Here is a 22752-nt window from a genome sequence, read left to right as displayed (position 1 = left end):
TGTGGTGCACACTGGCCTGATCCGCACCACGTCAGGGAGCGCACCGTGATCGCGTCCGCCGCGTCCACCGGGAAGGGACCCTCCTCCGCCGTCGCCCGGAGGCCGCACCGTCCGGCCCAGGTCGACCCCCTGGCCGCGCTGCGCACGCCCACTGACCCGCCCTGGGACGTCTACCTCACCGGCACCGTCTTCCTCGACATCATTTTCACCGGGCTCGACTCCGCCCCGGTGCGCGGCACCGAGTCCTGGGCGCGCGGCATGGGGTCGAGCCCCGGTGGCGTCGCCAACATGGCGACCGCGCTGGCCCGCCTCGGCCTGAAGACCTCCCTCGCGGCGGCCTTCGGGGACGACCACTACGGCGAGTACTGCTGGGACGCCCTGGAGCAGGGCGAGGGCATCGACCTCGCCCCGTCGCGCACCGTCCCCGGCTGGCACTCCCCGGTGACGGTGTCCATGGCCTACGAGGACGAGCGCACGATGGTCTCCCACGGCCACGAGCCGCCCCCGGAGGAGCCGGCCCCCGACTGCCCGCCCCGCGCGCGTGCCGCCGTCGCCTCCCTGGAACCCGGCAAGCAGGCCCCCTGGATCGCCCAGGCCGCCGCCAAGGGTGCCCGGATCTTCGCCGACGTCGGCTGGGACGAGACCGGCGCCTGGGACCTCGCGGGCCTCGCCGACCTCGCGCACTGCGAGGCCTTCCTGCCCAACGCCGAGGAGGCCATGCGCTACACCGGCGCCTCCTGCCCGCGCGCCGCCGCCCACGCCCTGACCGAACACGTCCCGCTCGCCGTGGTCACCCTCGGCGCGGACGGCGCCTACGCCGTGGACCGGCGGACCGGTGAGACCGCCGAGGTGCCGGCCATCGCGGTCGAGGCCCTCGACCCCACCGGCGCAGGGGACGTCTTCGTCGCCGGATTCGTCGCCGGCACCCTCGCCGACTGGCCGCTCGCCGACCGCCTCGCCTTCGCGGGCCTCACCGCCGCCCTCTCCGTCCAGGAGTTCGGCGGCTCCCTGTCCGCCCCCGGCTGGGCGGAGATCGGCGCCTGGTGGCGCGAGATCCAGTCCTACGACGACCAGGACCCGGCGGCGCTGCGCCGGTACGCGTTCCTGACGGACCTGGTCCCCGCCGAGCAGGCACGCCCCTGGCCGCTGCGCCGGGCGGTCCCGACCATCGGCTTCGGCCGCTCGGCCTGAGCCCCAGGGCCTGTCGTCACATTCCCGCCTGCCGCGCGACGCCTGGCACGCACTCCCCCAGAGAGGGGGACCCCCAGCCGCGTTGCTGAAACGCCCACGTGACTCCTCCCCCACGCTCGAACCGAGCTTCGCTCTGCTCGCGCGGGGGCACCCCCATCGCGGGCGGCTTCAGCGCCTTGCGATCGCACGCACCAGACGCCGCGCGGCCCGCCCTCCGGGCGGACGACGGGAATTTGACGACAGGCCCCGGCCATGACGTGCCCGGGTCGAAAAGCCCTACGGGCTTGTCAGTCGTGCGGCGTACCCTGGAATCGCCAGGCCGCCCCCGTGGCGGATGCACCTTTCCGAGGAGGACGAGCAAGGCCTACAGAGCCGGCCCATGACTCAGACACCCACAGCTCACACTCCCGCGCAGGGGCAGGCGAGAGCACAGTTCACCGTCCCCGCCCAGCACCCCATGGTGACCGTGCTGGGGTCCGGCGACTCCCTCCTGCGTGTGATCGAGAAGGCCTTCCCGGCGGTCGACATACATGTCCGGGGCAATGAGATCAGCGCGGTCGGCGACGCCCCCGAAGTCGCCCTTGTCCAGCGCCTGTTCGACGAGATGATGCTGGTGCTCCGCACCGGGCAGCCGATGACGGAGGACGCAGTGGAACGCTCGATCGCCATGCTCCGGGCGAGCGGGAACGGCGAGGGGGACGGCCAGGAGACCCCGGCCGAGGTGCTCACCCAGAACATCCTCTCCTCGCGCGGACGCACGATCCGCCCGAAGACCCTCAACCAGAAGCGGTACGTCGACGCGATCGACAAGCACACGATCGTCTTCGGCATCGGCCCCGCCGGTACCGGCAAGACCTACCTCGCCATGGCCAAGGCGGTGCAGGCCCTGCAGTCCAAGCAGGTCAACCGCATCATCCTGACCCGCCCCGCGGTGGAGGCCGGAGAGCGCCTCGGCTTCCTGCCGGGCACCCTCTACGAGAAGATCGACCCCTACCTGCGCCCGCTGTACGACGCGCTGCACGACATGCTCGACCCCGACTCCATCCCGAGGCTCATGGCCGCCGGGACCATCGAGGTCGCGCCGCTGGCGTACATGCGTGGCCGTACGCTCAACGACGCCTTCATCATCCTGGACGAGGCCCAGAACACCAGCCCCGAACAGATGAAGATGTTCCTCACCCGGCTCGGCTTCGACTCGAAGATCGTCATCACCGGTGACGTGACCCAGGTCGACCTGCCCAACGGCACCAAGTCGGGTCTGCGGCAGGTCCAGGACATCCTGGAGGGCCTGGACGACGTCCACTTCTCGCGCCTCACATCCCATGACGTCGTACGGCACAAGCTGGTCGGCCGTATCGTCGACGCGTACGAGAAGTACGACAGCCACCACGGCACGGAGAACGGCACCCACAAGGGCGGCCGCAACAAGCGGAAGTAGACAGACCAGCACCATGTCGATCGACGTCAACAACGAGTCCGGTACCGAGGTCGATGAGCAGGCGATCCTCGACATCGCCCGCTACGCGCTCGCACGGATGCGCATCCACCCGCTCTCCGAGCTCTCGGTGATCGTCGTGGACGCCGACGCCATGGAGCAGCTGCACATCCAGTGGATGGACCTGCCAGGACCGACGGATGTCATGTCCTTTCCCATGGACGAGCTCCGGCCGCCGTCCAAGGACGACGACGAGCCGCCGCAGGGCCTGCTCGGCGACATCGTGCTCTGCCCGGAGGTCGCCAAGAAGCAGGGCGAGGACGCGCCGACGCAGCACTCCATGGACGAGGAGCTCCAGTTGCTCACCGTCCATGGCGTGCTGCACCTGCTCGGCTACGACCACGAGGAACCCGACGAGAAGGCCGAGATGTTCGGACTTCAGGCGGCCATCGTGGACGGCTGGCGTGCGGAGAAGGGCCTGACCGGTCCCTCCCCGGCTCCGACCGTCTCATGAGTCCGCAACTCGTCCTCGGCGCCATCGCGCTGGTCGTCGTGGCCTGGCTCGCCGCCTGCGCGGAGGCGGGCCTGGCGCGCGTCTCCAGCTTCCGCGCCGAGGAAGCCGTCCGCTCGGGGCGGCGGGGCAGCGCCAAGCTCGCGCAGATCGCCGCCGACCCGACGCGCTATCTGAACGTGGCGCTGCTGGTCCGCGTCGCCTGCGAGATGGCCGCCGCCGCGCTGGTCACCTACGCCTGCCTCAACGAGATCGACAGCACCACCCAGGCGCTGCTCGCCGCGATCGGCGTGATGGTGCTGGTCTCCTATGTCGCCGTCGGGGTCTCCCCGCGCACCATCGGCCGCCAGCACCCGCTGAACACCGCGACGGCGGCGGCGTACGTCCTGCTGCCGCTGGCCAGGATCATGGGCCCGATCCCGCCCCTGCTGATCCTCATCGGCAACGCCCTCACCCCCGGCAAGGGCTTCCGCCGCGGCCCCTTCGCCTCCGAGGCGGAGCTGCGCGCGCTGGTCGACCTCGCGGAGAAGGAGTCCCTCATCGAGGACGAGGAGCGCCGCATGGTGCACTCCGTCTTCGAACTCGGCGACACCCTTGTGCGGGAGGTCATGGTCCCGCGCACCGACCTGATCGTCATCGAGCGGTACAAGACCATCCGCCAGGCCCTCACCCTGGCCCTGCGGTCCGGCTTCTCCCGGATACCCGTCACCGGGGAGAGCGAGGACGACGTCGTCGGGATCGTCTACCTCAAGGACCTGGCCCGCAAGACGCACATCAGCCGGGACGCGGAGAGCGAGCTGGTCTCCACCGCGATGCGGCCCGCCGCCTTCGTCCCCGACACCAAGAACGCCGGTGACCTGCTGCGCGAGATGCAGCAGGACCGCAACCACGTCGCTGTCGTGATCGACGAGTACGGCGGCACCGCCGGGATCGTCACCATCGAGGACATCCTGGAGGAGATCGTCGGCGAGATCACCGACGAGTACGACCGCGAACTGCCCCCGGTGGAGGAGCTGGGCGAGGACCGCTTCCGGGTCACCGCCCGCCTCGACATCACCGACCTCGGCGAGCTGTACGGCCTCGACGAGTACGACGACGAGGACGTGGAGACCGTCGGCGGACTGCTCGCCAAGGCGCTCGGCCGGGTCCCCATCGCCGGTGCCTCGGCCGTCGTGGAACTGCCCGACGAGCGGGAACTGCGGCTGACCGCGGAGGCCGCCGCGGGCCGCCGGAACAAGATCGTGACCGTGCTGGTGGAGCCGGTGGGCGCCGCCAAGGAGGAGCCGGAGGACGCGTGACCCCCCAGGAGCTGCGCACGTTCTGCCTGTCGTTCAACGCGGCGGTGGAGGACTTCCCGTTCAACCCCGAGACCTCGGTCTTCAAAGTGCTCGGCAAGCTCTTCGCGCTGACGAACCTGGACGCGCGGCCCCTGACGGTCAACCTCAAGTGCGACCCCGAGGACGCCCTGCGGCTGCGCGAGGAGCACCCGGGGCTGATCGTCCCCGGCTACCACATGAACAAGCGGCACTGGAACACGGTCACCGTCGACGGCGACCTCGACGACCGGCTTGTGCGGGAACTCGTCGAGGACTCCTACGACCTGGTCGTGGCGGGCCTGCCGCGCGCCGAACGCCTCCGCCTGGACCGGTCCTGACGGGCACTTCGTATGCTCGGGGCATGACCGAGAGCAACGCGCTTGACCCCGAGGACCGCAAGATCGTCACCCTGGCCCGTTCCGCGCGGGCCCGCAACGGCGTGCCCGAGGGTGCCGCCGTACGCGACGAGACGGGCCGTACCTATGTCGCCGGGACCGTGGACCTGGACTCGCTGAAGCTCAGCGCGCTGCGGACGGCGGTGGCGATGGCCGTGGCGTCCGGGGCGAAGTCGCTGGAGGCGGCGGCGGTGGTGACCGAGGCGGAGAGCGCGGCGGCGGAGGACCTGGCGGCCGTGCGGGACCTGGGCGGGGCGGGGACGCCGGTGCTGGTCGCCGGACCCGACGGCACCGTGCGGCGCACCGTTCCCGCGGAGTAGTCCGGAATTCATCCTTGCCGGGGTTCGCCTCTCGCGCATCAATGGGAACGTAAGTTCCGACGGACCGTCAGATTCGGCCCTCCCGCAGTGTGTCCGCACCCACCTGCCGAGGACGGGCCGTCGGTCCCCCCACACCCGAAGGGATCGGGAACCCCATGAGAGGCACACGCTTAGGCACCGGTGCGGCCGTCGCGGTCGGCACCCTCGCCCTGACCGGACTCGTCCTAGCGCCCACCGCCGCGGCCGTCACCCCCACGTCGGTCACCATCGACGCCGACTGCGGCTCGTTCGGCGGCGGCGCGGCCACCCTGACGGCCACCCAGGACGGCACGGCCGCCACGATGACCCTCAACTCCTCCGCCATCACCGCGCCGATCGGGCTCGGCGCGGACTCCATCGCCTCCACGCTCACCCTGGTGAAGGCGGGCGGCGGCACCACCGTCTTCACCGCCACCGAGAACCCGGCGATGGCCGCCGGGGACCCGGTCCAGGTCGGCCCGCTGCCCGGCACCGTCGCCGCCGGCGACAGCCTGGAGGCCTTCGGCGGCTCGCTGACGATGACCGTCTTCGGCATCACCATCACCTGCACGGCGACCGCACCGCAGTCACCGGGCCCGTTCGTCTTCGACTGAGCCGCCCGACGCCAGGGGCGAGCGCGGTTCCTCAGAGCGCGTCGGGGCCGCGCTCGCCCGTCCGCACCCGGACGACCGTGTCCACCGGCAGCGCCCACACCTTGCCGTCGCCGATCTTGCCGGTCTGCGCGGCCTTCACGATCGCGTCGATCGCGGCGTCGGAGTCCGCGTCCTCCACGACCACCTCGATCCGCACCTTGGGCACCAGGTCCACCTGGTACTCGGCGCCGCGGTACACCTCGGTGTGGCCGCGCTGACGGCCGTAGCCGCTCGCCTCGGTCACGGTCAGACCGTGCACGCCGATCTCCTGGAGCGCCGACTTCACCTCGTCGAGGCGGTAGGGCTTCACGATCGCGGTGATGAGCTTCATGCCTTGGCCTTCTGGGGGGCGGGAGTGGCGGAGGTGACCGGGGCACCGTGGCCCAGGACGCCGTGATCGTATGCGGTCTCGGCGTGCACCGTAAGGTCCAGGCCGGTGTGCTCCTGCTCCTCACTGGCGCGGAAGCCGATCGTGCGGTCGATGAGCTTGCCGAGGCCGTACGTCACGCCGAAGGTGTACGCCGCCACCGCGACCACGGCCACCAGCTGCTTGCCGAGCTGGGCGAGCCCGCCGCCGTACAGCAGACCCTCGGGGCCGCCCGTCATCTCGGCGACCGCGAAGACACCGATCAGCAGGGTGCCGATGATCCCGCCGACCAGGTGGACGCCGACGACGTCCAGGGAGTCGTCGTAGTTGAACCTGAACTTCCAGCTCACCGCGTAGGAGCAGACGATGCCGGCGGTCAGGCCGATCACCAGGGCGCCGAGCAGGGAGACCGAGCCGCAGGACGGGGTGATGGCGACCAGGCCCGCGACCGCGCCGGAGGCGGCGCCCAGGGTGGTGGGGTGGCCGTCGCGGCGCTGCTCGACGAAGAGCCAGCCCAGCAGGCCGGTGCAGCCGGCGGCGAGGGTGTTGAGGAAGGCGGCGGCCGCGAGACCGTTGGCGCCGAGGGCGGAGCCGGCGTTGAAGCCGAACCAGCCGAACCAGAGCAGACCGGCGCCGAGCATCACCATGGGCAGGTTGTGCGGGCGCATCGCGTCCTTCTTGAAGCCCAGGCGCGGGCCGATGATCAGGCAGAGCGCGAGGCCGGAGGCGCCGGAGGTGATCTCGACGGGGAGACCGCCCGCGAAGTCCAGGGCGCCGAGGTGGTTCAGGATCCAGCCACCCGGGCCCCAGGTCCAGTGCGCGACCGGAACGTATACGAGCAGCGCCCACAGCGGTACGAAGACCAGCCAGGCCCCGAATTTCGCGCGGTCCGCGATGGCGCCGCTGATCAGGGCGACGGTGACGATCGCGAAGGTGAGCTGGAAGGTGGCGAAGAGAACGGTGGGGACGGTGCCCTGGACGCTGTCCGGGCCGAGGCCCGCCATGCCGAGGTGGTCGAGGCCGCCGATCAGCCCGGCGACCGTGTCCTCGCCGAACGCGAGGGAGTATCCGGCGGCCAGCCACACCACGGTGACCAGGGCGATCGCCACGAAGCTCATCATCAGCATGTTGAGGACGCTCTTCGTGCGGACCATGCCGGCGTAGAACAGGGCCAGGCCCGGGGTCATCAGCAGGACGAGGGCGGTGGCGGCGAGCAGCCAGGCGGTGTCACCGGTGTCGATGCCTTGCGCGGCGAGGGTCACGGGGTCTCCAACGGGGTGGGGGTGCGTCAGAGATTCACGGGTGTGCGTTTCCGGTCGTGTACCGATGTGTTTCGGGGGCGTTTCATTGCGGGCGGGTTTCCGGGGCCTCACCGTGCGGCGCCGCTCCGGGGATCAGGGAGAATGGGCGCATGAGCGTTCGCACCCAGTCATCCGAGGAGTCGGCCGAGGCCGTCCATCGCGCCGGTTTCGCCTGCTTCGTGGGCCGGCCCAACGCGGGCAAGTCCACCCTTACGAACGCTCTGGTCGGGCAGAAGGTGGCGATCACCGCCGACCAGCCGCAGACGACCCGGCACACGGTACGAGGGATCGTGCACCGCCCGGACGCCCAGCTGATCCTGGTGGACACCCCGGGTCTGCACAAGCCGCGCACGCTGCTGGGCGAGCGCCTCAACGACGTGGTGCGGACCACGTGGGCCGAGGTCGACGTGATCGGCTTCTGCCTCCCCGCGAACGAGAAGATCGGTCCCGGTGACCGCTTCATCGCGAAGGAGCTGGCGGGGATCAAGAAGTCCCCGAAGGTCGCCATCGTGACGAAGACCGACCTCGTCGACTCCAAGAGCCTCGCCGAGCAGCTGATCGCGATCGACCAGCTGGGCAAGGAACTGGGCATCGAGTGGGCGCAGATCGTGCCGGTGTCGGCGACCGCGAACAAGCAGGTCGACCTGTTGGCGGACCTGCTGATCCCGATGCTGCCCGAGGGCCCGGCGCTCTATCCCGAGGGCGACCTCACGGACGAGCCCGAGCAGGTCATGATCGCCGAGCTGATCCGCGAGGCGGCGCTGGAGGGCGTCCGCGACGAGCTGCCGCACTCCATCGCGGTGGTCGTCGAGGAGATGCTCCCGCGCGAGGACCGCCCCGCCGACAAGCCGTTGCTCGACATCCACGCCAACCTTTTCATCGAGCGCCCCAGCCAGAAGGGCATCATCATCGGCCCGAAGGGCAAGCGCCTGAAGGAGGTCGGCATCAAGTCCCGCAAGCAGATCGAGGCGCTGCTCGGTACGCCGGTGTTCCTCGACCTCCATGTGAAGGTCGCGAAGGACTGGCAGCGGGATCCGAAGCAGCTTCGGCGACTCGGGTTCTGACCGGAGCGGGTGGGGGTGGCGGCGGAGCCGCCTGGGCAAGCGGCTGAAGGGGGTCGGCGGTGTCCCGCAGGCAGATCGAGGCACTGCTCGGAACGCCGGCCGCGCGGCGGTAGCCGCACGTCGATGCAGCCTGGACCTCCACGTCAAGGTCGCCAAGGACTGGCAGCGCGACCCGAAGCAGCTTCGGCGGCTCGGGTTCTGAGGGTTGATCCCTGGCTCAGTCCACTCCCTTGATACGGCCCACCAGCACCGCCCCCGCAAGGGCGATCACCGCCGCCGCCCCGTAGAGGACCCGGTAGCCGCCCAGGTGGGTCACGATCGGGGCTGCCAGGGCGGGGGCCGCTACCTGGGGGAGGGCGTTGGCGATGTTGATGACGCCCAGGTCCTTGCCCCGGTCGAGGGCCTTGGGGAGGACGTCGGTCATCAGGGCGAAGTCGACCGACATGAAGACGCCGAGGCCCACGCCCAGCAGCGCCGCCACGACGATCGCGCCGGGCCAGGTCTGCCAGGCCGCAAGGAGCGCCGTCGCCGCCGCCATCAACAGCCCGGACCAGCGGACGAACGGCTTGCGGCGGCCCACGCGGTCGGACCAGACGCCGCCGACCACGACCGTGGCCAGCAAGGTCACGCTGTTCACGGCGGTGAGGATCAGGACGCCCTCGTCCGGGTCGTCGTGATCCAGCCGGTCCCGGAGGTAGTACAGCAGGTAGAGGATCACCAGCGCGTTGCTGAGGTTGATCAGGAAACGGGTCAGCCAGGCCCAGCCGAAGTCCGGATAGCGGCGCGGGCTCAGCCAGAAGCTCCGGAGGAAGGCGCGCGGCGACCAGGGCGGTCGCTCGTCGGCCGCCAGCCGGAAGTCGCCGCCGCGCAGGACGTACGGCAGCACCCCCGCCACCACGAACACCGCGCACGCCACGTACCCCGCCGCGATCCCGCCCACCGCCGTCGCGAGCCCCGTACCGGCGACCGCCCCCAGGATTTGCGCGGCCCCCAGCCAGCCGCCCACCGAGCCCCGCTGGAGCCGCGGCACCCGGTCCGGCACCGCCGCCGTCACCGCCGCGAAGGCCGCGTTCAGGGTCAGCTGGACCAGACACCAGCCGACGATCATCGTCCACAGCCCGTCCGCGCCCGCGAGCAGCAGCAGCGACAGCGCCCCGCCCGCCACCCCTGCCACGATCCACGGCCGGCGCCGCCCCCAGCCGGCCGTCGTCCGGTCCGAGAGCGCGCCGAAGAGCGGGTTCGCCACCAGCGAGACCGCCGCGCCCACCCCGGTCACCCAGGCCAGCAGCGTCTCCTTCGACATCCCGATACCGGGCGCGAACTCCTCGGACTGCTCGGGGAGCAGGATCTGGAGCGGGCCGTACCAGCCCACCCAGACCGCCCAGTTGGCGAGCGCCAGCGCCGTCGTCCAGCGCGGCCCGACCCGGTCCGTGGGCTCGGCCAGGGCGGGTGCCGTCATCCCTGGGCCCGCAGCACGTCCCGGTACCAGCGGTACGACGCCTTCGGGGTCCGCTCCAGCGTGTCGTAGTCCACGTGGACGAGGCCGAAGCGGCGCGCGTAGCCCTCCGCCCACTCGAAGTTGTCCAGCAGCGACCAGACGAAGTAGCCGCGCACATCCACCCCGGCCGCGACCGCCCGGTGCAGGGCACGGATGTGGCCGTCCAGGTAGGCGATCCGCTGCTGGTCGTCGAGGCCCTCGTACGAGCAGCCGTTCTCGGTGATGACGACGGGCGGGAGCCGGTCGCCGTAGCGCTCGTGGAAGCCGGTGAGCAGTTCGGTCAGTGCCTCGGGGACCACCGGCCAGCCGAAGTCGGTGACCGGCACGTCCCTGATCTCCTGGACGGAGAAGGGGAGTTCGGCGGGCATGGAGACACCGCCGAACTCGATCTCGGCGCCCTGCGGAGCGCCCACCTTGGTCGGGGCGTAGTAGTTGATCCCGTACCAGTCGACCGGCTCGCCGATCACCTTCAGGTCCGCCTCGACGTCGCCCGGCATCAACTCGCCCAGCCCTGCCGGATATTCACCGAGCAGCACCGGGTCCGCGAACAGGCGGTTGAGGAGTACGTCGTAGAACTCCGCCGCTTCGACGTCGGCGCCCTCCTTCGACGAGGCCCAGGTCGGCCCGTGCGAGTTGGCGATCCCGACGTCCGTGACCCCGGCCGCGCGCAGCGCCCGTACCGCCATACCGTGGGCGAGCAGCTGGTGGTGGGCGACCGGCAGCGCGTCGAACAGCAGCCGTTTGCCGGGTGCGTGCACGCCGAGGGCGTGGCCCAACAGGGTGTGCTCGGCGGGTTCGTTGAGGGTGATCCACTTGTGCACGCGGTCACCGAGCCGCTCGGCGACCCGGGAGACGTACTCGGCGAACCGGGACGCGGTGTCCCGCTGAAGCCAGTCGAGGCCGGCCGGCAGGTCCCAGTGGAAGAGCGTGGGGACCGGGCGGACGCCCGCCGCGCACAGCTCGTCGACCAGCCGGTCGTAGAAGTCCAGGCCGCCGGGGGAGTTCACCCGCGGCCACGAGACCGAGAAGCGGTACGCGCCGACCCCGAGGCCGGACAGCAGGGCCACGTCCTCGCGGTAGCGGTGGTAGTGGTCGCAGGCCACCGCCGCCGTCGAGCCGTCCTTCACCTGACCCGGCACGTCCGTGAAGGCGTCCCACACGGACGGCTCGCGCAGCTCGGTCGCGCCCTCGATCTGATGGGCCGAGGTCGACACGCCCCACAGGAAACCGGCCGGGAACTGAGGTATCGGTTGCGTCGCCATGCGCCGGATCATCGGTACCCGGGGTAACGGAAGTCAACGGCCCGGCGTGAACCAGCCGTTACGCGCCCTCCTTCAGCACTTTGCTGATCAGCTCGCGCTGTTCCTCGGTCAGCCGGGGATCGGAGCAGTACACCGTCTTTCCGTCCACCGTGATCTGGTAACTGAACCCGTCCGGTACCCCGATGGGCGGCTCGCCCCGGCCGGCGGCGACCGCCCGCTCGGCCAGGGCGTGCCACTCGGGGGCATCGGGCCGCCCCGAGGTGTCCACCTCGGCGAACCGCTCGATGCCCGCGAAACCTCCGGTGCGCCTCACCTGAATCCGCATGGTCCCTGTCTAGTACGTGTTCACAGGGTGCGCACCCCGACCTGCTCCCAGGCCTTCCGCACCGCCTGGAGTTCCTCGCTGCCGTCGCCGTACCGGGCCTGCGCGGCGGCGGCGGTCAGGGTGGCGAAGTCGGTGAAGAGGGCCTGCGCCTTCAGTTCGCCGCCGGTCAGCACGTCGTACCAGATCTGCCCGGCGCGCTCCCAGGCGTTGCCGCCGAGGGCGGTGGCGGCCAGGTAGAAGGCGCGGTTGGGGATCCCGGAGTTGATGTGGACGCCGCCGTTGTCGCGGCCGGTGCGGACGTAGTCGTCCATCGTCGCGGGCTGCGGGTCCTTGCCGAGGACGTCGTCGTCGTACGCCGTGCCGGGCTCCTTCATGGAGCGCAGCGCCTTGCCGGTCACCCGCGGGGCGAGCAGTCCGGCGCCGATCAGCCAGTCGGCCTCGGCGGCGCTCTGGCCAAGCGTGTACTGCTTGATGAGCGCGCCGAAGACGTCCGACATCGACTCGTTCAGGGCGCCGGGCTGGCCGAAGTAGGTGAGGTTGGCGGTGTACTGGGTGACGCCGTGGGCGAGTTCATGACCGATGACGTCGATGGGGATGGTGAAGTCGAGGAAGATCTCCCCGTCCCCGTCGCCGAACACCATCTGCTCGCCGTTCCAGAAGGCGTTGTTGTAGTCCTTCTCGTAGTGCACGGTCGCGTCCAGCGGCAGTCCGTCGCCGTCGATGGAGTTGCGCTCGTAGGCCTTCAGGAACAGCTCGAAGGTGGCGCCGAGGCCCGCGTAGGCGCGGTTGACAGTGGCGTCCTTGCCGGGCTCCTCGCCCTCCCCGCGGACCTTGCCGCCGGGCAGGTCCGTGCCGTGCCGGGCGTCGTAGACCGTGCGCCGCGGCTTGTCGGGCTCGGCGTCCGCGGGCGGGGCGACGGCGGGCGCCCCGAGCACGGTGGTCAGCCGGCGGTGGGTGCGCTCGTAGGCGTCGCGCTGGAGGGTCCGGCGGGCCGGTCCGGCGAGCGCGGGGTCGTCGGCCTGGGCCAGCTTGTCGAGGACATGGGGCGGTACGACGGTGCAGAAGACGGGCTCATGGCCCCCGTGGTTCGTCATGCCCGGCACCATTGCACTGCGTTATGCGGCTGTCACTAGCCGCAACCATGATTGGTGAAATGTGCCGACAAGGCGCCCATCCGACGGTCGGGAAGTGGTATGGCGCACTTTTTGTCCAATTCGTCCGTGCGGTCCCGCATACTGATACACACCGCCGTATCGCGGGCGGCTCGGCTAGCATGCTGCGCATCATGCTTTTCGGGCTGCTTCTTCTTAGCTGCCGCGGCGAGGGCCTGTAAGTCCAGGTCGACTCCCTCCCCGCGGAGCTTCGCGTTGCGTCGTCGGCCGTCCTTCCGGACATCCTGAGGAGCCCCGCAATCATGGCGAACCGCCAGCAGCCCACGTCCATGCCGATCCACAAGTACGGTCGTTACGACCAGGTGGACATCCCGGACCGCACCTGGCCCGAGCAGCGCATCACCCAGGCCCCCCGCTGGCTCTCCACGGACCTGCGCGACGGCAACCAGGCCCTGATCGACCCGATGTCGCCCGAGCGCAAGCGCCGGATGTTCGACCAGCTGGTCAAGATGGGCTACAAGGAGATCGAGGTCGGGTTCCCGGCCTCGGGCCAGACGGACTTCGACTTCGTACGCTCCATCATCGAGGAGCCGGGCGCGATCCCCGACGACGTCACCATCTCCGTGCTGACCCAGGCCCGTGAGGACCTGATCGAGCGGACCGTGGAGTCCCTGAAGGGCGCCAGGCGAGCCAACGTCCACCTGTACAACGCCACCGCGCCCGTCTTCCGCCGGGTGGTCTTCCGCGGCTCCAAGGACGACATCAAGCAGATCGCCGTCGACGGCACCCGCCTGGTGATGGAGTACGCCGAGAAGCTGCTGGACCCGGAGACCGAGTTCGGCTACCAGTACAGCCCCGAGATCTTCACCGACACCGAGCTGGACTTCGCGCTGGAGGTCTGCGAGGCGGTCATGGACGTCTGGCAGCCCGGTCCCGGCCGCGAGATCATCCTCAACCTGCCCGCCACCGTGGAGCGTTCGACCCCGTCGACGCACGCCGACCGCTTCGAGTGGATGGGCCGCAACCTGTCCCGCCGCGAGCACGTCTGCCTGTCGATCCACCCGCACAACGACCGCGGTACGGCCGTCGCGGCGGCCGAGCTGGCGCTGATGGCCGGCGCCGACCGCGTCGAGGGCTGTCTGTTCGGCCAGGGCGAGCGCACCGGCAACGTCGACCTGGTCACCCTGGGCATGAACCTGTTCTCGCAGGGCGTCGACCCGCAGATCGACTTCTCCGACATCGACGAGATCCGTCGTACGTGGGAGTACTGCAACCAGATGGAGGTCCACCCGCGCCACCCGTACGTCGGTGACCTGGTCTACACGTCCTTCTCCGGCTCCCACCAGGACGCCATCAAGAAGGGCTTCGACGCGATGGAGGCGGACGCGGCGGCTCGCGGGGTCACCGTGGACGACATCGAGTGGGCGGTGCCGTACCTGCCGATCGACCCCAAGGACGTCGGCCGCTCCTACGAGGCCGTCATCCGGGTCAACTCGCAGTCCGGCAAGGGCGGGATCGCGTACGTCCTGAAGAACGACCACAAGCTGGACCTGCCGCGCCGGATGCAGATCGAGTTCTCGAAGCTGATCCAGGCCAAGACGGACGCGGAGGGCGGCGAGGTCACCGGGTCCGCCATCTGGTCGGTCTTCCAGGACGAGTACCTGCCGAACCCGGAGAACCCGTGGGGCCGCATCCAGGTCCGCACCGGTCAGTCGACGACGGACACGGACGGTGTGGACACGCTGAAGGTGGAGGCGACCGTCGACGGCGCCGACACGGTGCTGACCGGTACGGGCAACGGTCCGATCTCGGCCTTCTTCGACGCGCTGCAGTCGATCGGGATCGACGTACGGCTGCTGGACTACCAGGAGCACACGATGAGCGAGGGTGCGTCCGCGCAGGCCGCGTCGTACATCGAGTGTGCGATCGACGGCAAGGTGCTGTGGGGGATCGGGATCGATGCGAACACGACGCGTGCCTCGCTGAAGGCGGTCGTCTCCGCCGTGAACCGGGCCGCGCGGTAGGCAGGTGCCGCGCGTGGTCGTCGGTCGGGTGCCGCGCCGTCGTGGCTTGTCGCGCAGTTCCCCGCGCCCCTAGGTGGGTATCCCCGCCCTCTGTTTTCAGGGGGCGGGGATCGTCGTATACCGGCCATTCCTCGTGGAGGTCACGGAAAGGTCTCGTCCAAGGTGCTGACTCGGCCCGGGGGATGTGGCTAACATCACGCAAGCGCGGCGACGTTGCCGCGGGGTTTCGCGGAGGTGCGACGTGCTGCCAGGACGGGGACGAAACGGCCGTGCCGCTAGGCCTGCCCGCATCCTGGGCACCCGCGTGGCGTGGACGGCCGTCGGTGACGGTGAGTTCTTCTGTCCCGGCTGCGGAGGGGACCGCAACTACCAGCGGCTGACCGGTCGCCGCCGGTTCACCCTGCTCGGTGTGCCGGTGCTGCCGCGGGGCGAGACCGGGCCGGTGGTGGAGTGCGCGGCCTGCCGTCGCCACTTCGGCACCGATGTCCTGGACCATCCGACCACCACCCGCTTCTCCGCCATGCTCCGCGACGCCGTGCACACCGTCGCCCTCGCGGTCCTCGCCGCGGGCGGCTGCTGCGCCCGTACGGCCCTGGAGACCGCCGCCTCCGCGGTCCGCGCGGCCGGCTTCGACGACTGCACCGAGGAACAGCTGGACGCGCTGGTGGAGGCGCTGGCCGCGGACACCGGACGGGTCCTCGGCGAGCCCTGCGGAGCGGGCCTGGCCATAGAGCTCCACGAGGCGCTCGACCCCCTCGCCCCGCACCTCGCCCCCGCGGGCCGCGAATCGATCCTCCTCCAGGGCGCCCGCATCGCCCTGGCGGACGGCCCGTACACCCCCGCCGAACGCGAGGTCCTCGCCACGGTGGGCGCGGCCCTGACCATCTGCGCCGACGACGTGACCCGACTGCTGGCGGCGGCGCGCACGCCGTCGTAGTCGTCGCAGTACTCCCTGGGGAGTAATCGGGGCGTCGTGCCGCCCCCGGCAGTACCGCCCAACTCGCCCTCCCGCCCGACGAACGAAGCCCTTCGCGACGGAAGTCTGGAACCCGACCCAGACAACGCGCAACGGAGGGAGGCCCGAATCATGGGGGCCGCAAGGACTTCTGATCGGGGGCGGCGGCGTGCCGTGCCCTGGGTGATGCTCGGGCTGTGGATCGTCGTGCTGGCGATCGCCTCGCCGTTCTCCTCGAAGCTGGCCGACGTGCAGCGGGACCGGGCCGTCGATTACCTGCCCGCCAGCGCCGACTCCACCCAGGTCGCCAAGATCCAGGACCAGTTGCCCGGCGGTGAGACCACGCAGATGGTGGTGGTCTATCAGCGGGACGGAGGGCTGACCGAGGCCGACCGGGAGACCGCCGCCGGGCAGATCGAGGAGATCGCCGGTGCGCACCGGCTGATCGCCGAGCCGGTGGGGGTTCCGTCCAAGGACGGCTCCACGCTGATGTACCCCGTGGCCAGCAACGAGCCGGGCACGGACGAGAAGGCGCGGGACGAGCTGGTCAACGCCGTGCGGGAGGTCGCGACGGGCGAGGACGGGCTGAGTGTCGAGGTCGGCGGTGAGGGGGCGCTGGCCACCGACGCCTCCGAGGTCTACAACTCGCTCGACGGACCGCTGCTCTACACGACCGTCGCCGTGGTCGCACTGCTGCTGATCATCATCTATCGCAGTCCCTTCCTCTGGCTCGTGCCGCTGTTCGTCGCCGGCGTCGCCAACTACCTGTCCATGGGTGTCGCCTACGGCCTCAACCAGTGGTTCGGTACGTCGGTTTCCGGCCAGAGCTCCGGGATCATGACGATCCTCGTCTTCGGCGCCGGCACCGACTACGCGCTGCTGCTCGTCTCCCGGTACCGCGAGGAACTGCGCCGCATCGAGCGGCCGTACGAGGCCATGGTCGCCGCGCTCAAGGGCTGCGGGCCCGCCGTGCTCGCCTCCTCCGGGACGGTCGCCGCCGGACTGCTGTGCCTGCTCGCCGCCGACCTCAACTCCAGCCGGGGCATGGGCCCGCTCGGCACCGTCGGCGTGCTGTGCGCGCTGGTCGCGATGCTGACGCTGCTGCCCGCCGTACTCGTACTGCTCGGCCGCCGCGTGTTCTGGCCGCTGATCCCGCGCTACGGCAGCACCCCCAAGGCCCGCCGGTCGCTGTTCGCCGCGATGGGCAGCTCCGCCGGACGCCGCCCGGTGGCCGTGCTCGTCGGCGGTGGTCTGCTGCTCGGCGCGCTGGCGCTCGGCACGTTCAACCTGCCCGGCAGCCTCAAGCAGGAGGACTCCTTCACCAGCAAGCCCGACGCGGTCGCCGCGATGGAGACACTCGCCGCCGCCTATCCCGAGCGCGGCACCCAGGCGATCAGCGTCATCACCCCGGCCGACCGGGCCGAGACCACCCTCGCCGAGATCCGGGACACCCGGGGCGTGGACAGCGCCGAGCCCGGGCGCAGTGGCGGCGGCTGGACCGAGATCTCCGTACTGGCCACCGCGGCACCGCAGTCCGCGGGGGAGACGGCGACCATCGAGGACCTGCGGGACCGGCTGGACGGCTCCTACGTCGGCGGACCCAGCGCCGAGCAGATCGACCTGAAGGACACCAACGCCCGGGACCGGCTGATCGTCGTGCCGATCGTGCTGCTGTCGGTGCTGCTGATCCTGATCGCCCTGCTGCGCTCGCTGGTCGCGCCGCTGATCCTGGTCGCCGCCGTGGTCGCGGTGTGGGGCGCCGCCCTCGGCATCGGCGGGCTCGTCTTCGGACCGCTCTTCGGCTTCGAGGGCACGGACCCGGGCCTCGGACTGCTCTCCTTCGTCTTCCTGGTCGCCCTCGGCGTCGACTACGGCATCTTCCTGATGCACCGGATGCGCGAGGAGTCCCTGAACGGCGCCGAACCGGACGTCGCCGCGCTGACCGCGCTGCGCACCACCGGCGGGGTCATCGCCTCCGCGGGCCTGGTCCTCGCCGCCACCTTCGCGGTGCTCACCAACATGCCGATGGTGCAGCTCGTCGAGCTCGGCTTCGTCATCGCGGTCGGTGTGCTCCTCGACACCTTCCTGGTCCGCACCTACCTGGTGACCAGCGCGAGCGTCGCCCTGCGCCGCAAGGTCTGGTGGCCGGGCCCCCTGTCCAAGGAGCCCGAGCACCCCGTACCGCCGAAGGAGCCGGAGCGGATGACCGCGGCCGCCCACTGACCGACCGGCGCCCCTCCCTCCCGGAGGGGCGCCCTTCTAGCGGAGGATGAGCCCGTGCAGCCACCCAACGCAGCGGTGCGGCCCCGGATCGGTGAGCGGATCATGGCCGCGATCAACCGGGACCCGATGACCGCGCCCCACGGCACCCGCAACGACGCCCTGCTCGCGACCGCGGCGGCCCTCCTGGCCATGTGCCTGGGCCTGGTCACCGACGCCGGGCGCCGGCCCGACGCGGTCGGCTGGACGCTCCTGATCGCCGCCCATCTGCCGCTGGTGTGGCGGCGGCGGCGGCCACTACTGGTGTTCGCGGTGGTGGTGGCGTGCGTCCTGCCGTACCACATGCTCGACAACAACCACACCGCTCCCGTGCCCGCCTCGTTCATCGCGCTGTACACGGTCACCGTCACCCAACGCCCCTTCCGCACCCTCGTGGTGTCCGCCGCGGGACTCGGCCTCTCGCTGGCCGGAATGCTCAGCCTCGGCGGCGACAAGCAGGCCGCCGAACTGCTGCGCATCTACGGCTGGGTCCTCGCCGTCATCTTCGTCGGCATCGACGTCCGCTATTACCGGCAGTACATCGCCGCGGTCTTCGAACGCGCCGAGCGCGCGGAGCGCACCCGCGAGGAGGAGGCCCGCCGCCGGGTCGCCGAGGAACGTCTGCGCATCGCGCGGGACCTGCACGACCTGCTCGCCCACAGCATCACCCTGATCGGTGTGCAGACCTCGGTCGCCGCGCATGTGCTGTCCGCCGATCCCGAGCGGCTCGACCGGGAGACGGTCGCCAAGGCCCTCGACGACATCGCCGAGACCTGCCGCAGCGCGCGCGGTGAACTGCGCACCACCCTGGAGGTGCTGCGCGAGCCCGGCCCGGCCGACCCGCGCGGCCCGCTGCCCGGCCTCGACGGAGTGCCCGACCTGGTGGAGGCCGCCCGGCTCGCGGGCGCGCGGGTGGAGCAGACGGTACGGATCCGGCAGGCGCCCCCGGCCGTGGGCGCCGCCGTCTACCGCATCGTGCAGGAGGCGCTCACCAACGCCGTACGGCACGCGGGACCCGAACCGGCCGTCCGGGTCGACCTGCACGAACGGGACGGCGCCCTGCATCTCGCCGTCACCGACGACGGCACCGGACCGACCTCCGGGAAGACACCGGGCTTCGGGCTGGTCGGAATGCGCGAGCGCGCCCGCAGCGTGGGCGGCACACTCGACGCCGGGCCGTGCGAACCGGGCGGCTTCCAGGTGTCCGCCGTACTTCCGCTGGGAGGAACCACGTGACCATCCGCGTCCTGCTCGCCGACGACCAGACCCTCGTCCGGGCCGCGTTCGCCATGCTCGTCGAGTCCGCGCCGGACATGGAGGTCGTCGGGCAGGCGGCCACCGGCCGGGAGGCGCTGGAGCTGGCCCGCAAGGAGCCGGCCGACCTCATCGTGATGGACATCCGGATGCCCGACCTCGACGGCATCGAGGCGACCCGGCTGATCGCGGCCGACGACGAGCTCGCCGGAGTACGGGTCCTGGTGCTGACGACGTACGACACCGACGAGTACATCGTGGAGGCGCTGCGGGCCGGGGCCTCCGGCTTCCTGGTGAAGGACACCCGTCCGGCCGAACTCCTCGACGCGATCCGCACGGTCGCCGCCGGGGAGGCGCTGCTGTCGCCGGGACCCACGGCACGGCTGATCGCGCGATTTCTACGCAGCCCCTCGACCCCCGCGGTGGGCGGTCCCGACGTCCTCTCCGAGCGGGAGCGCGGGGTGCTCACGCTGGTCGCGCGCGGGCTCAACAACGCCGAGATAGCGGACGCGTTGGGGCTCAGCCCGCTCACCGCGAAGACCCATGTCAGCCGCATCATGGGCAAGCTGGGCGCGCGCGACCGGGCCCAGCTGGTGATCGTCGCCTACGAGTCGGGTCTGGTGACTCCGGGAACCATGTGACGGACAGGTCGATATGTGACATTCCGTCAAGGGAGCTCGATGACCCTGCTGAGCCGCACACTCCTCGTCACCGCGGTACTCCTCACCCCGCTCACCACGACCGGCCGGGCCTCGGCGGCCGACGGCTGCGCCTCCTCGGTCCCCTATGCCTCGGGGGAGGGCGGCTACGACACGTACCGCATCCCGGCGACGGTCACCACCGGCCGGGGCACGCTGCTGGCCTTCGCCGAGGGCCGGCACGACGGCGCGGGCGACACCGGTGACATCGACGTCGTCCTCAGACGCTCCACCGACGGCGGCTGCACCTGGGGCCCGCTGTCCGTGGTGGCCGCCGGGGACGGCGACACCCGGGGCAATCCCGCGCCGGTGGTGGACCCGCTGACGGGCGCGGTGGTGCTGGTCACCTCCTACAACAGCGGTGCGGTGACCGAGGGGCAGATCATGCGGGGCGAGGTGACACCGGAGCAGAGTCGCCGGGTCTTCGTCCAGAAGAGCTGGGACGACGGACTGCGCTTCAGCGAGCCGCGGGACATCACCGAGCAGGTGAAGCCCGCGGACTGGCGCTGGTACGCCACCGGTCCCGGGCACGCGGTCGCGCTGCGGCACGGTCCGCACGCGGGACGCCTGGTGGTTCCCTCGAACCACTCCGCGGCCCCGCCGGAGGGCTCCGCCGACTCCGGGCAGGAGCCCAAGTACTACGGCGGTCACGCCATTTACAGCGACGACGGAGGCGACACCTGGCAACTCGGGTTCGTGGACGACGTCTACGACGGCAAGGTCAACGCCAACGAGTCCACGGCCGCCGAACTCCCCGACGGCAGGCTCTACTTCAACTCCCGTGACCAGCACGGCACCGACCCGGGCCACCGCCTCGACGGCTGGTCCCCGGACGGCGCCCGGTCGCTGCTGCGGCCGTACGCCGTCCAGCCCACCCTCGACGAGGTACCGGTGGTGCAGGCGAGCGTCCTCCAACTCCCGCAGGACGGGGCGCCCTTGCTGTTCTCCGGCCCGTCCGTGCCGACCGCCCGGCAGTCCATGGCCGTCTGGAGCAGCAGCGACGGCGGGGTGTCGTTCACCAGGGCGGTGACCCTCTCCGAGGAGCGCGCCGCCTACTCCGACCTGGTCCAGGTCGACCCGGACACGGTCGGCGTGCTGTACGAGACGGGCACGAGCAGCCCGTACGAGTCGATCGAGTTCCGCCGGCTGCCGGCCGGGCAGCTGTACTAGGGGATCCGGCCGGCGGCCGTGGGTGGCGTCAGCCGTTGAAGGACGCGCCCAGGTTGCCCTGCGAGGAGGCCATCCCCAGCGCCGACGGGCCGAAGGAGGCCGAGCCGGTGGCGGTCACCTGGGTGGACGCGCCCCTGAGTGCCCAGACCCCACCGGCCGAGGAGTTCTCACGCGGCGCTCCGGCGAACAGCTCCGTCCGCCCGTCGCCGGTGGTGTCGGCCAGGTGCACGGCGCCGCCGAAGGCGTCGGCCTGCTCGGCGGTGCCGGGCACCGAGGTGGTGTCCTGAGTGAAGGACTTCGCGCCCGTCGCGGTGAGCCCCGTGGCACCGCCCGGCAGGACCGTCACCGAACCCGCGCCGGCCAGGGTGCCGACGTCCTCCCCGGGGGCGCCGATCGCGAGGTCGAGGCGGCCGTCGCCATTCACGTCGCCGAGGGAGACGGCGGCGCCGAAGTCGTCTCCGTACTCGGCGGTGCCCGGGACATTCGCGCTGTCCTGGTGGAACAGGGTGCGCGGGGTCGTGGTGTCCGGGCCGGACGCGGTACCGCGCACGATCTCGACGGCGCCGCCCAGGGCCGTGACCTCCTCGGTGCCGTCCATGTCCTCCTCGCCGCTGCGGCCGAGCACGATGTCGGCGTGGCCGTCCCGGTCGAGGTCGCCCACGGCGACGTCCCGGCCGCCGTCCAGGTTCTGCCCGGTCTTCGCGTCCTTCAGCACCTGCGCGGCCGTCAGTCCGTCCCTGCTGCCCGCGAAGTACTCCACCAGACGGGGACCGTGGTACGGCAGCTCCCCTTCGCCGTGCGAGACGACGACCACGACATCGCTGATGCCGTCGCCGTTGACGTCCCCCGCGGCCAGGGCGGGGGTGTTCCAGAACTCCTCCTCCGCGCCGTCGACGCGGACGTCCATCGCCTCGGTGCGGGCCGGTCCTGTGCTCCGGCCGAACGGGCCGTAGGAGACCGAGGTGCCGGTGGCCAGGTCCAGGTGGCCGTCCCCGTCGAAGTCACCGGAGGTCAGGGCCCGGCCGAGCTGCTCGCCGCCGACGCCCTTGACGACGGTGCCGCCGGTGAGGCCGCCCTTGGCGCCCCACAGCACGGTCAGCGTGCCCGACGCGTAGAGGTCCGCGGAGTCCTCGCCGCGCGATCCGACGACGAGGTCGGTGTAGCCGTCGCCGTCGAGGTCCGCGGTCGTCAGGGAGGAGCCGAACTGGTCGTCGGCCTCCGCGCCGCCCGGGACCCCGGTGCTGTTCTGGTGGTGGACCTTGCGGGTCTGGTCCTTCAGCGCCAGGGTGCGGCTGCCGTAGGTCACGGCGATGTACCCGGCGCCCTGATGGCCGCTCACGGTGGCACGGGGTGCGGCCGTGGCCGCGTCGGCGACACCGTCGCCGTTGAAGTCGGCCTTCGCCAGACCTGTAGCGGCACCGGCGGCCGGGGCGGCCTGCGCCATCGGTGCGAGAGCGGCCGAAGCCGCCAACGCCACGGCGGTGGCCACCGTCATACGAAGTGTGCGCTCGCGCACAGGGCCTCCTGCTCAGAGTGCGGTGGTGCGACGGGCCGTCAGTTCGCGCCCGCGCACCCCCTCAAGACCCGTGGTGAAACCGAATGGTTGTACGCAGTCCATCCGGTG

General features: G+C 71.2%; 21 protein-coding genes. 14 read left to right on the top strand and 7 right to left on the bottom strand.

Going from position 1 to position 22752, the window contains the following annotated elements:
• Nucleotides 1-45: 45 nt before the first annotated feature.
• The 7 genes from STRCI_RS14105 (at nt 46) to STRCI_RS14075 (ending at nt 5800) form a co-directional block, all read left to right on the top strand.
• Nucleotides 46-1191 carry a carbohydrate kinase family protein gene (locus tag STRCI_RS14105; RefSeq protein ID WP_269659282.1) on the top strand — a complete coding sequence of 382 codons (1146 nt, stop codon included), beginning with the start codon at nt 46-48 and terminating at the stop codon, nt 1189-1191.
• Nucleotides 1192-1570: 379 nt separating this feature from the next.
• The gene (locus STRCI_RS14100; protein WP_015660472.1) at nt 1571-2629 is read left to right on the top strand and encodes a PhoH family protein; all 1059 of its coding nucleotides are present in this window, start codon (nt 1571-1573) and stop codon (nt 2627-2629) included.
• A gap of 13 nt (nt 2630-2642) precedes the next feature.
• The gene (gene ybeY / locus STRCI_RS14095; protein ID WP_015660473.1) at nt 2643-3140 is read left to right on the top strand and encodes an rRNA maturation RNase YbeY; all 498 of its coding nucleotides are present in this window, start codon (nt 2643-2645) and stop codon (nt 3138-3140) included.
• Nucleotides 3137-4435, top strand: a complete 1299-nt coding sequence (locus STRCI_RS14090) for a hemolysin family protein (RefSeq protein WP_269659281.1) — start codon at nt 3137-3139, stop codon at nt 4433-4435. The genes ybeY and STRCI_RS14090 overlap by 4 nt, the downstream gene beginning before the upstream one ends.
• Nucleotides 4432-4791: an MmcQ/YjbR family DNA-binding protein gene (locus STRCI_RS14085; RefSeq protein WP_269659280.1), complete on the top strand. Its 360-nt coding sequence runs from the start codon at nt 4432-4434 to the stop codon at nt 4789-4791. The genes STRCI_RS14090 and STRCI_RS14085 overlap by 4 nt, the downstream gene beginning before the upstream one ends.
• 23 nt (nt 4792-4814) lie before the next feature.
• Nucleotides 4815-5168, top strand: a complete 354-nt coding sequence (locus tag STRCI_RS14080) for a cytidine/deoxycytidylate deaminase family protein (protein ID WP_269659279.1) — start codon at nt 4815-4817, stop codon at nt 5166-5168.
• 155 nt (nt 5169-5323) lie between these two features.
• A complete protein-coding gene (locus tag STRCI_RS14075) occupies nt 5324-5800 on the top strand; it encodes a hypothetical protein (protein WP_269659278.1) in 477 nt (158 codons plus the stop codon).
• A gap of 31 nt (nt 5801-5831) precedes the next feature.
• On the opposite strand, the gene STRCI_RS14070 is transcribed toward STRCI_RS14075, so the two are convergent.
• Together STRCI_RS14070 and STRCI_RS14065 are read right to left on the bottom strand one after the other, a co-directional pair.
• Nucleotides 5832-6170: a P-II family nitrogen regulator gene (locus tag STRCI_RS14070; RefSeq protein ID WP_269659277.1), complete on the bottom strand. Its 339-nt coding sequence runs from the start codon at nt 6168-6170 to the stop codon at nt 5832-5834.
• A complete protein-coding gene (locus STRCI_RS14065; protein WP_269659276.1) occupies nt 6167-7468 on the bottom strand; it encodes an ammonium transporter in 1302 nt (433 codons plus the stop codon). Before STRCI_RS14065 ends, STRCI_RS14070 begins: the two co-directional genes overlap by 4 nt.
• Before the next feature lie 149 nt (nt 7469-7617).
• On the opposite strand from STRCI_RS14065, the gene era reads away from it, so the two are divergent.
• The gene (gene era / locus STRCI_RS14060; RefSeq protein WP_269659275.1) at nt 7618-8571 is read left to right on the top strand and encodes a GTPase Era; all 954 of its coding nucleotides are present in this window, start codon (nt 7618-7620) and stop codon (nt 8569-8571) included.
• A gap of 217 nt (nt 8572-8788) precedes the next feature.
• Here era and STRCI_RS14055 read toward each other — a convergent pair whose 3' ends face one another.
• From STRCI_RS14055 to STRCI_RS14040, 4 genes are read right to left on the bottom strand one after another with little or no spacing between them, the layout of a single operon-like run.
• Nucleotides 8789-10030, bottom strand: a complete 1242-nt coding sequence (locus STRCI_RS14055) for an MFS transporter (RefSeq protein WP_269659274.1) — start codon at nt 10028-10030, stop codon at nt 8789-8791.
• Nucleotides 10027-11343: a GH1 family beta-glucosidase gene (locus STRCI_RS14050; protein WP_269659273.1), complete on the bottom strand. Its 1317-nt coding sequence runs from the start codon at nt 11341-11343 to the stop codon at nt 10027-10029. Before STRCI_RS14050 ends, STRCI_RS14055 begins: the two co-directional genes overlap by 4 nt.
• A 46-nt stretch (nt 11344-11389) precedes the next feature.
• Nucleotides 11390-11656 carry a protealysin inhibitor emfourin gene (locus STRCI_RS14045; protein ID WP_269659272.1) on the bottom strand — a complete coding sequence of 89 codons (267 nt, stop codon included), beginning with the start codon at nt 11654-11656 and terminating at the stop codon, nt 11390-11392.
• A 20-nt stretch (nt 11657-11676) separates the two neighbouring features.
• Nucleotides 11677-12750: a M4 family metallopeptidase gene (locus STRCI_RS14040; RefSeq protein ID WP_269659271.1), complete on the bottom strand. Its 1074-nt coding sequence runs from the start codon at nt 12748-12750 to the stop codon at nt 11677-11679.
• A gap of 320 nt (nt 12751-13070) precedes the next feature.
• Between STRCI_RS14040 and leuA the strand changes: the two genes are divergently transcribed.
• The 6 genes from leuA to STRCI_RS14010 all read left to right on the top strand — a co-directional run bounded on the left by leuA (nt 13071) and on the right by STRCI_RS14010 (nt 21128).
• Entirely contained in the window at nt 13071-14792 is a 1722-nt protein-coding gene (gene leuA / locus STRCI_RS14035) for a 2-isopropylmalate synthase (RefSeq protein ID WP_269659270.1), read from the top strand.
• Between the two features lie 241 nt (nt 14793-15033).
• Complete coding sequence (locus tag STRCI_RS14030; RefSeq protein ID WP_269659269.1) at nt 15034-15729, top strand: TerB family tellurite resistance protein; 696 nt, start codon at nt 15034-15036, stop codon at nt 15727-15729.
• Nucleotides 15730-15879: 150 nt separating this feature from the next.
• Nucleotides 15880-17970, top strand: coding sequence for an MMPL family transporter (locus STRCI_RS14025; RefSeq protein WP_269659268.1), 2091 nt, complete (start codon nt 15880-15882; stop codon nt 17968-17970).
• Between the two features lie 102 nt (nt 17971-18072).
• The gene (locus STRCI_RS14020; protein WP_269664547.1) at nt 18073-19242 is read left to right on the top strand and encodes a sensor histidine kinase; all 1170 of its coding nucleotides are present in this window, start codon (nt 18073-18075) and stop codon (nt 19240-19242) included.
• Nucleotides 19239-19901: a response regulator transcription factor gene (locus STRCI_RS14015; protein WP_269659267.1), complete on the top strand. Its 663-nt coding sequence runs from the start codon at nt 19239-19241 to the stop codon at nt 19899-19901. The genes STRCI_RS14020 and STRCI_RS14015 overlap by 4 nt, the downstream gene beginning before the upstream one ends.
• Before the next feature lie 39 nt (nt 19902-19940).
• Nucleotides 19941-21128, top strand: coding sequence for a sialidase family protein (locus STRCI_RS14010; protein WP_269659266.1), 1188 nt, complete (start codon nt 19941-19943; stop codon nt 21126-21128).
• A gap of 28 nt (nt 21129-21156) precedes the next feature.
• On the opposite strand, the gene STRCI_RS14005 is transcribed toward STRCI_RS14010, so the two are convergent.
• Nucleotides 21157-22644, bottom strand: coding sequence for an FG-GAP and VCBS repeat-containing protein (locus STRCI_RS14005; RefSeq protein WP_269659265.1), 1488 nt, complete (start codon nt 22642-22644; stop codon nt 21157-21159).
• Nucleotides 22645-22752 lie beyond the last annotated feature (108 nt).

This window comes from Streptomyces cinnabarinus (assembly GCF_027270315.1).
GTDB lineage: Bacteria > Actinomycetota > Actinomycetes > Streptomycetales > Streptomycetaceae > Streptomyces > Streptomyces cinnabarinus.
The sequence above is the reverse complement of the archived record's forward strand: the minus strand, read 5'-3'. Positions and strand labels throughout refer to the sequence as shown.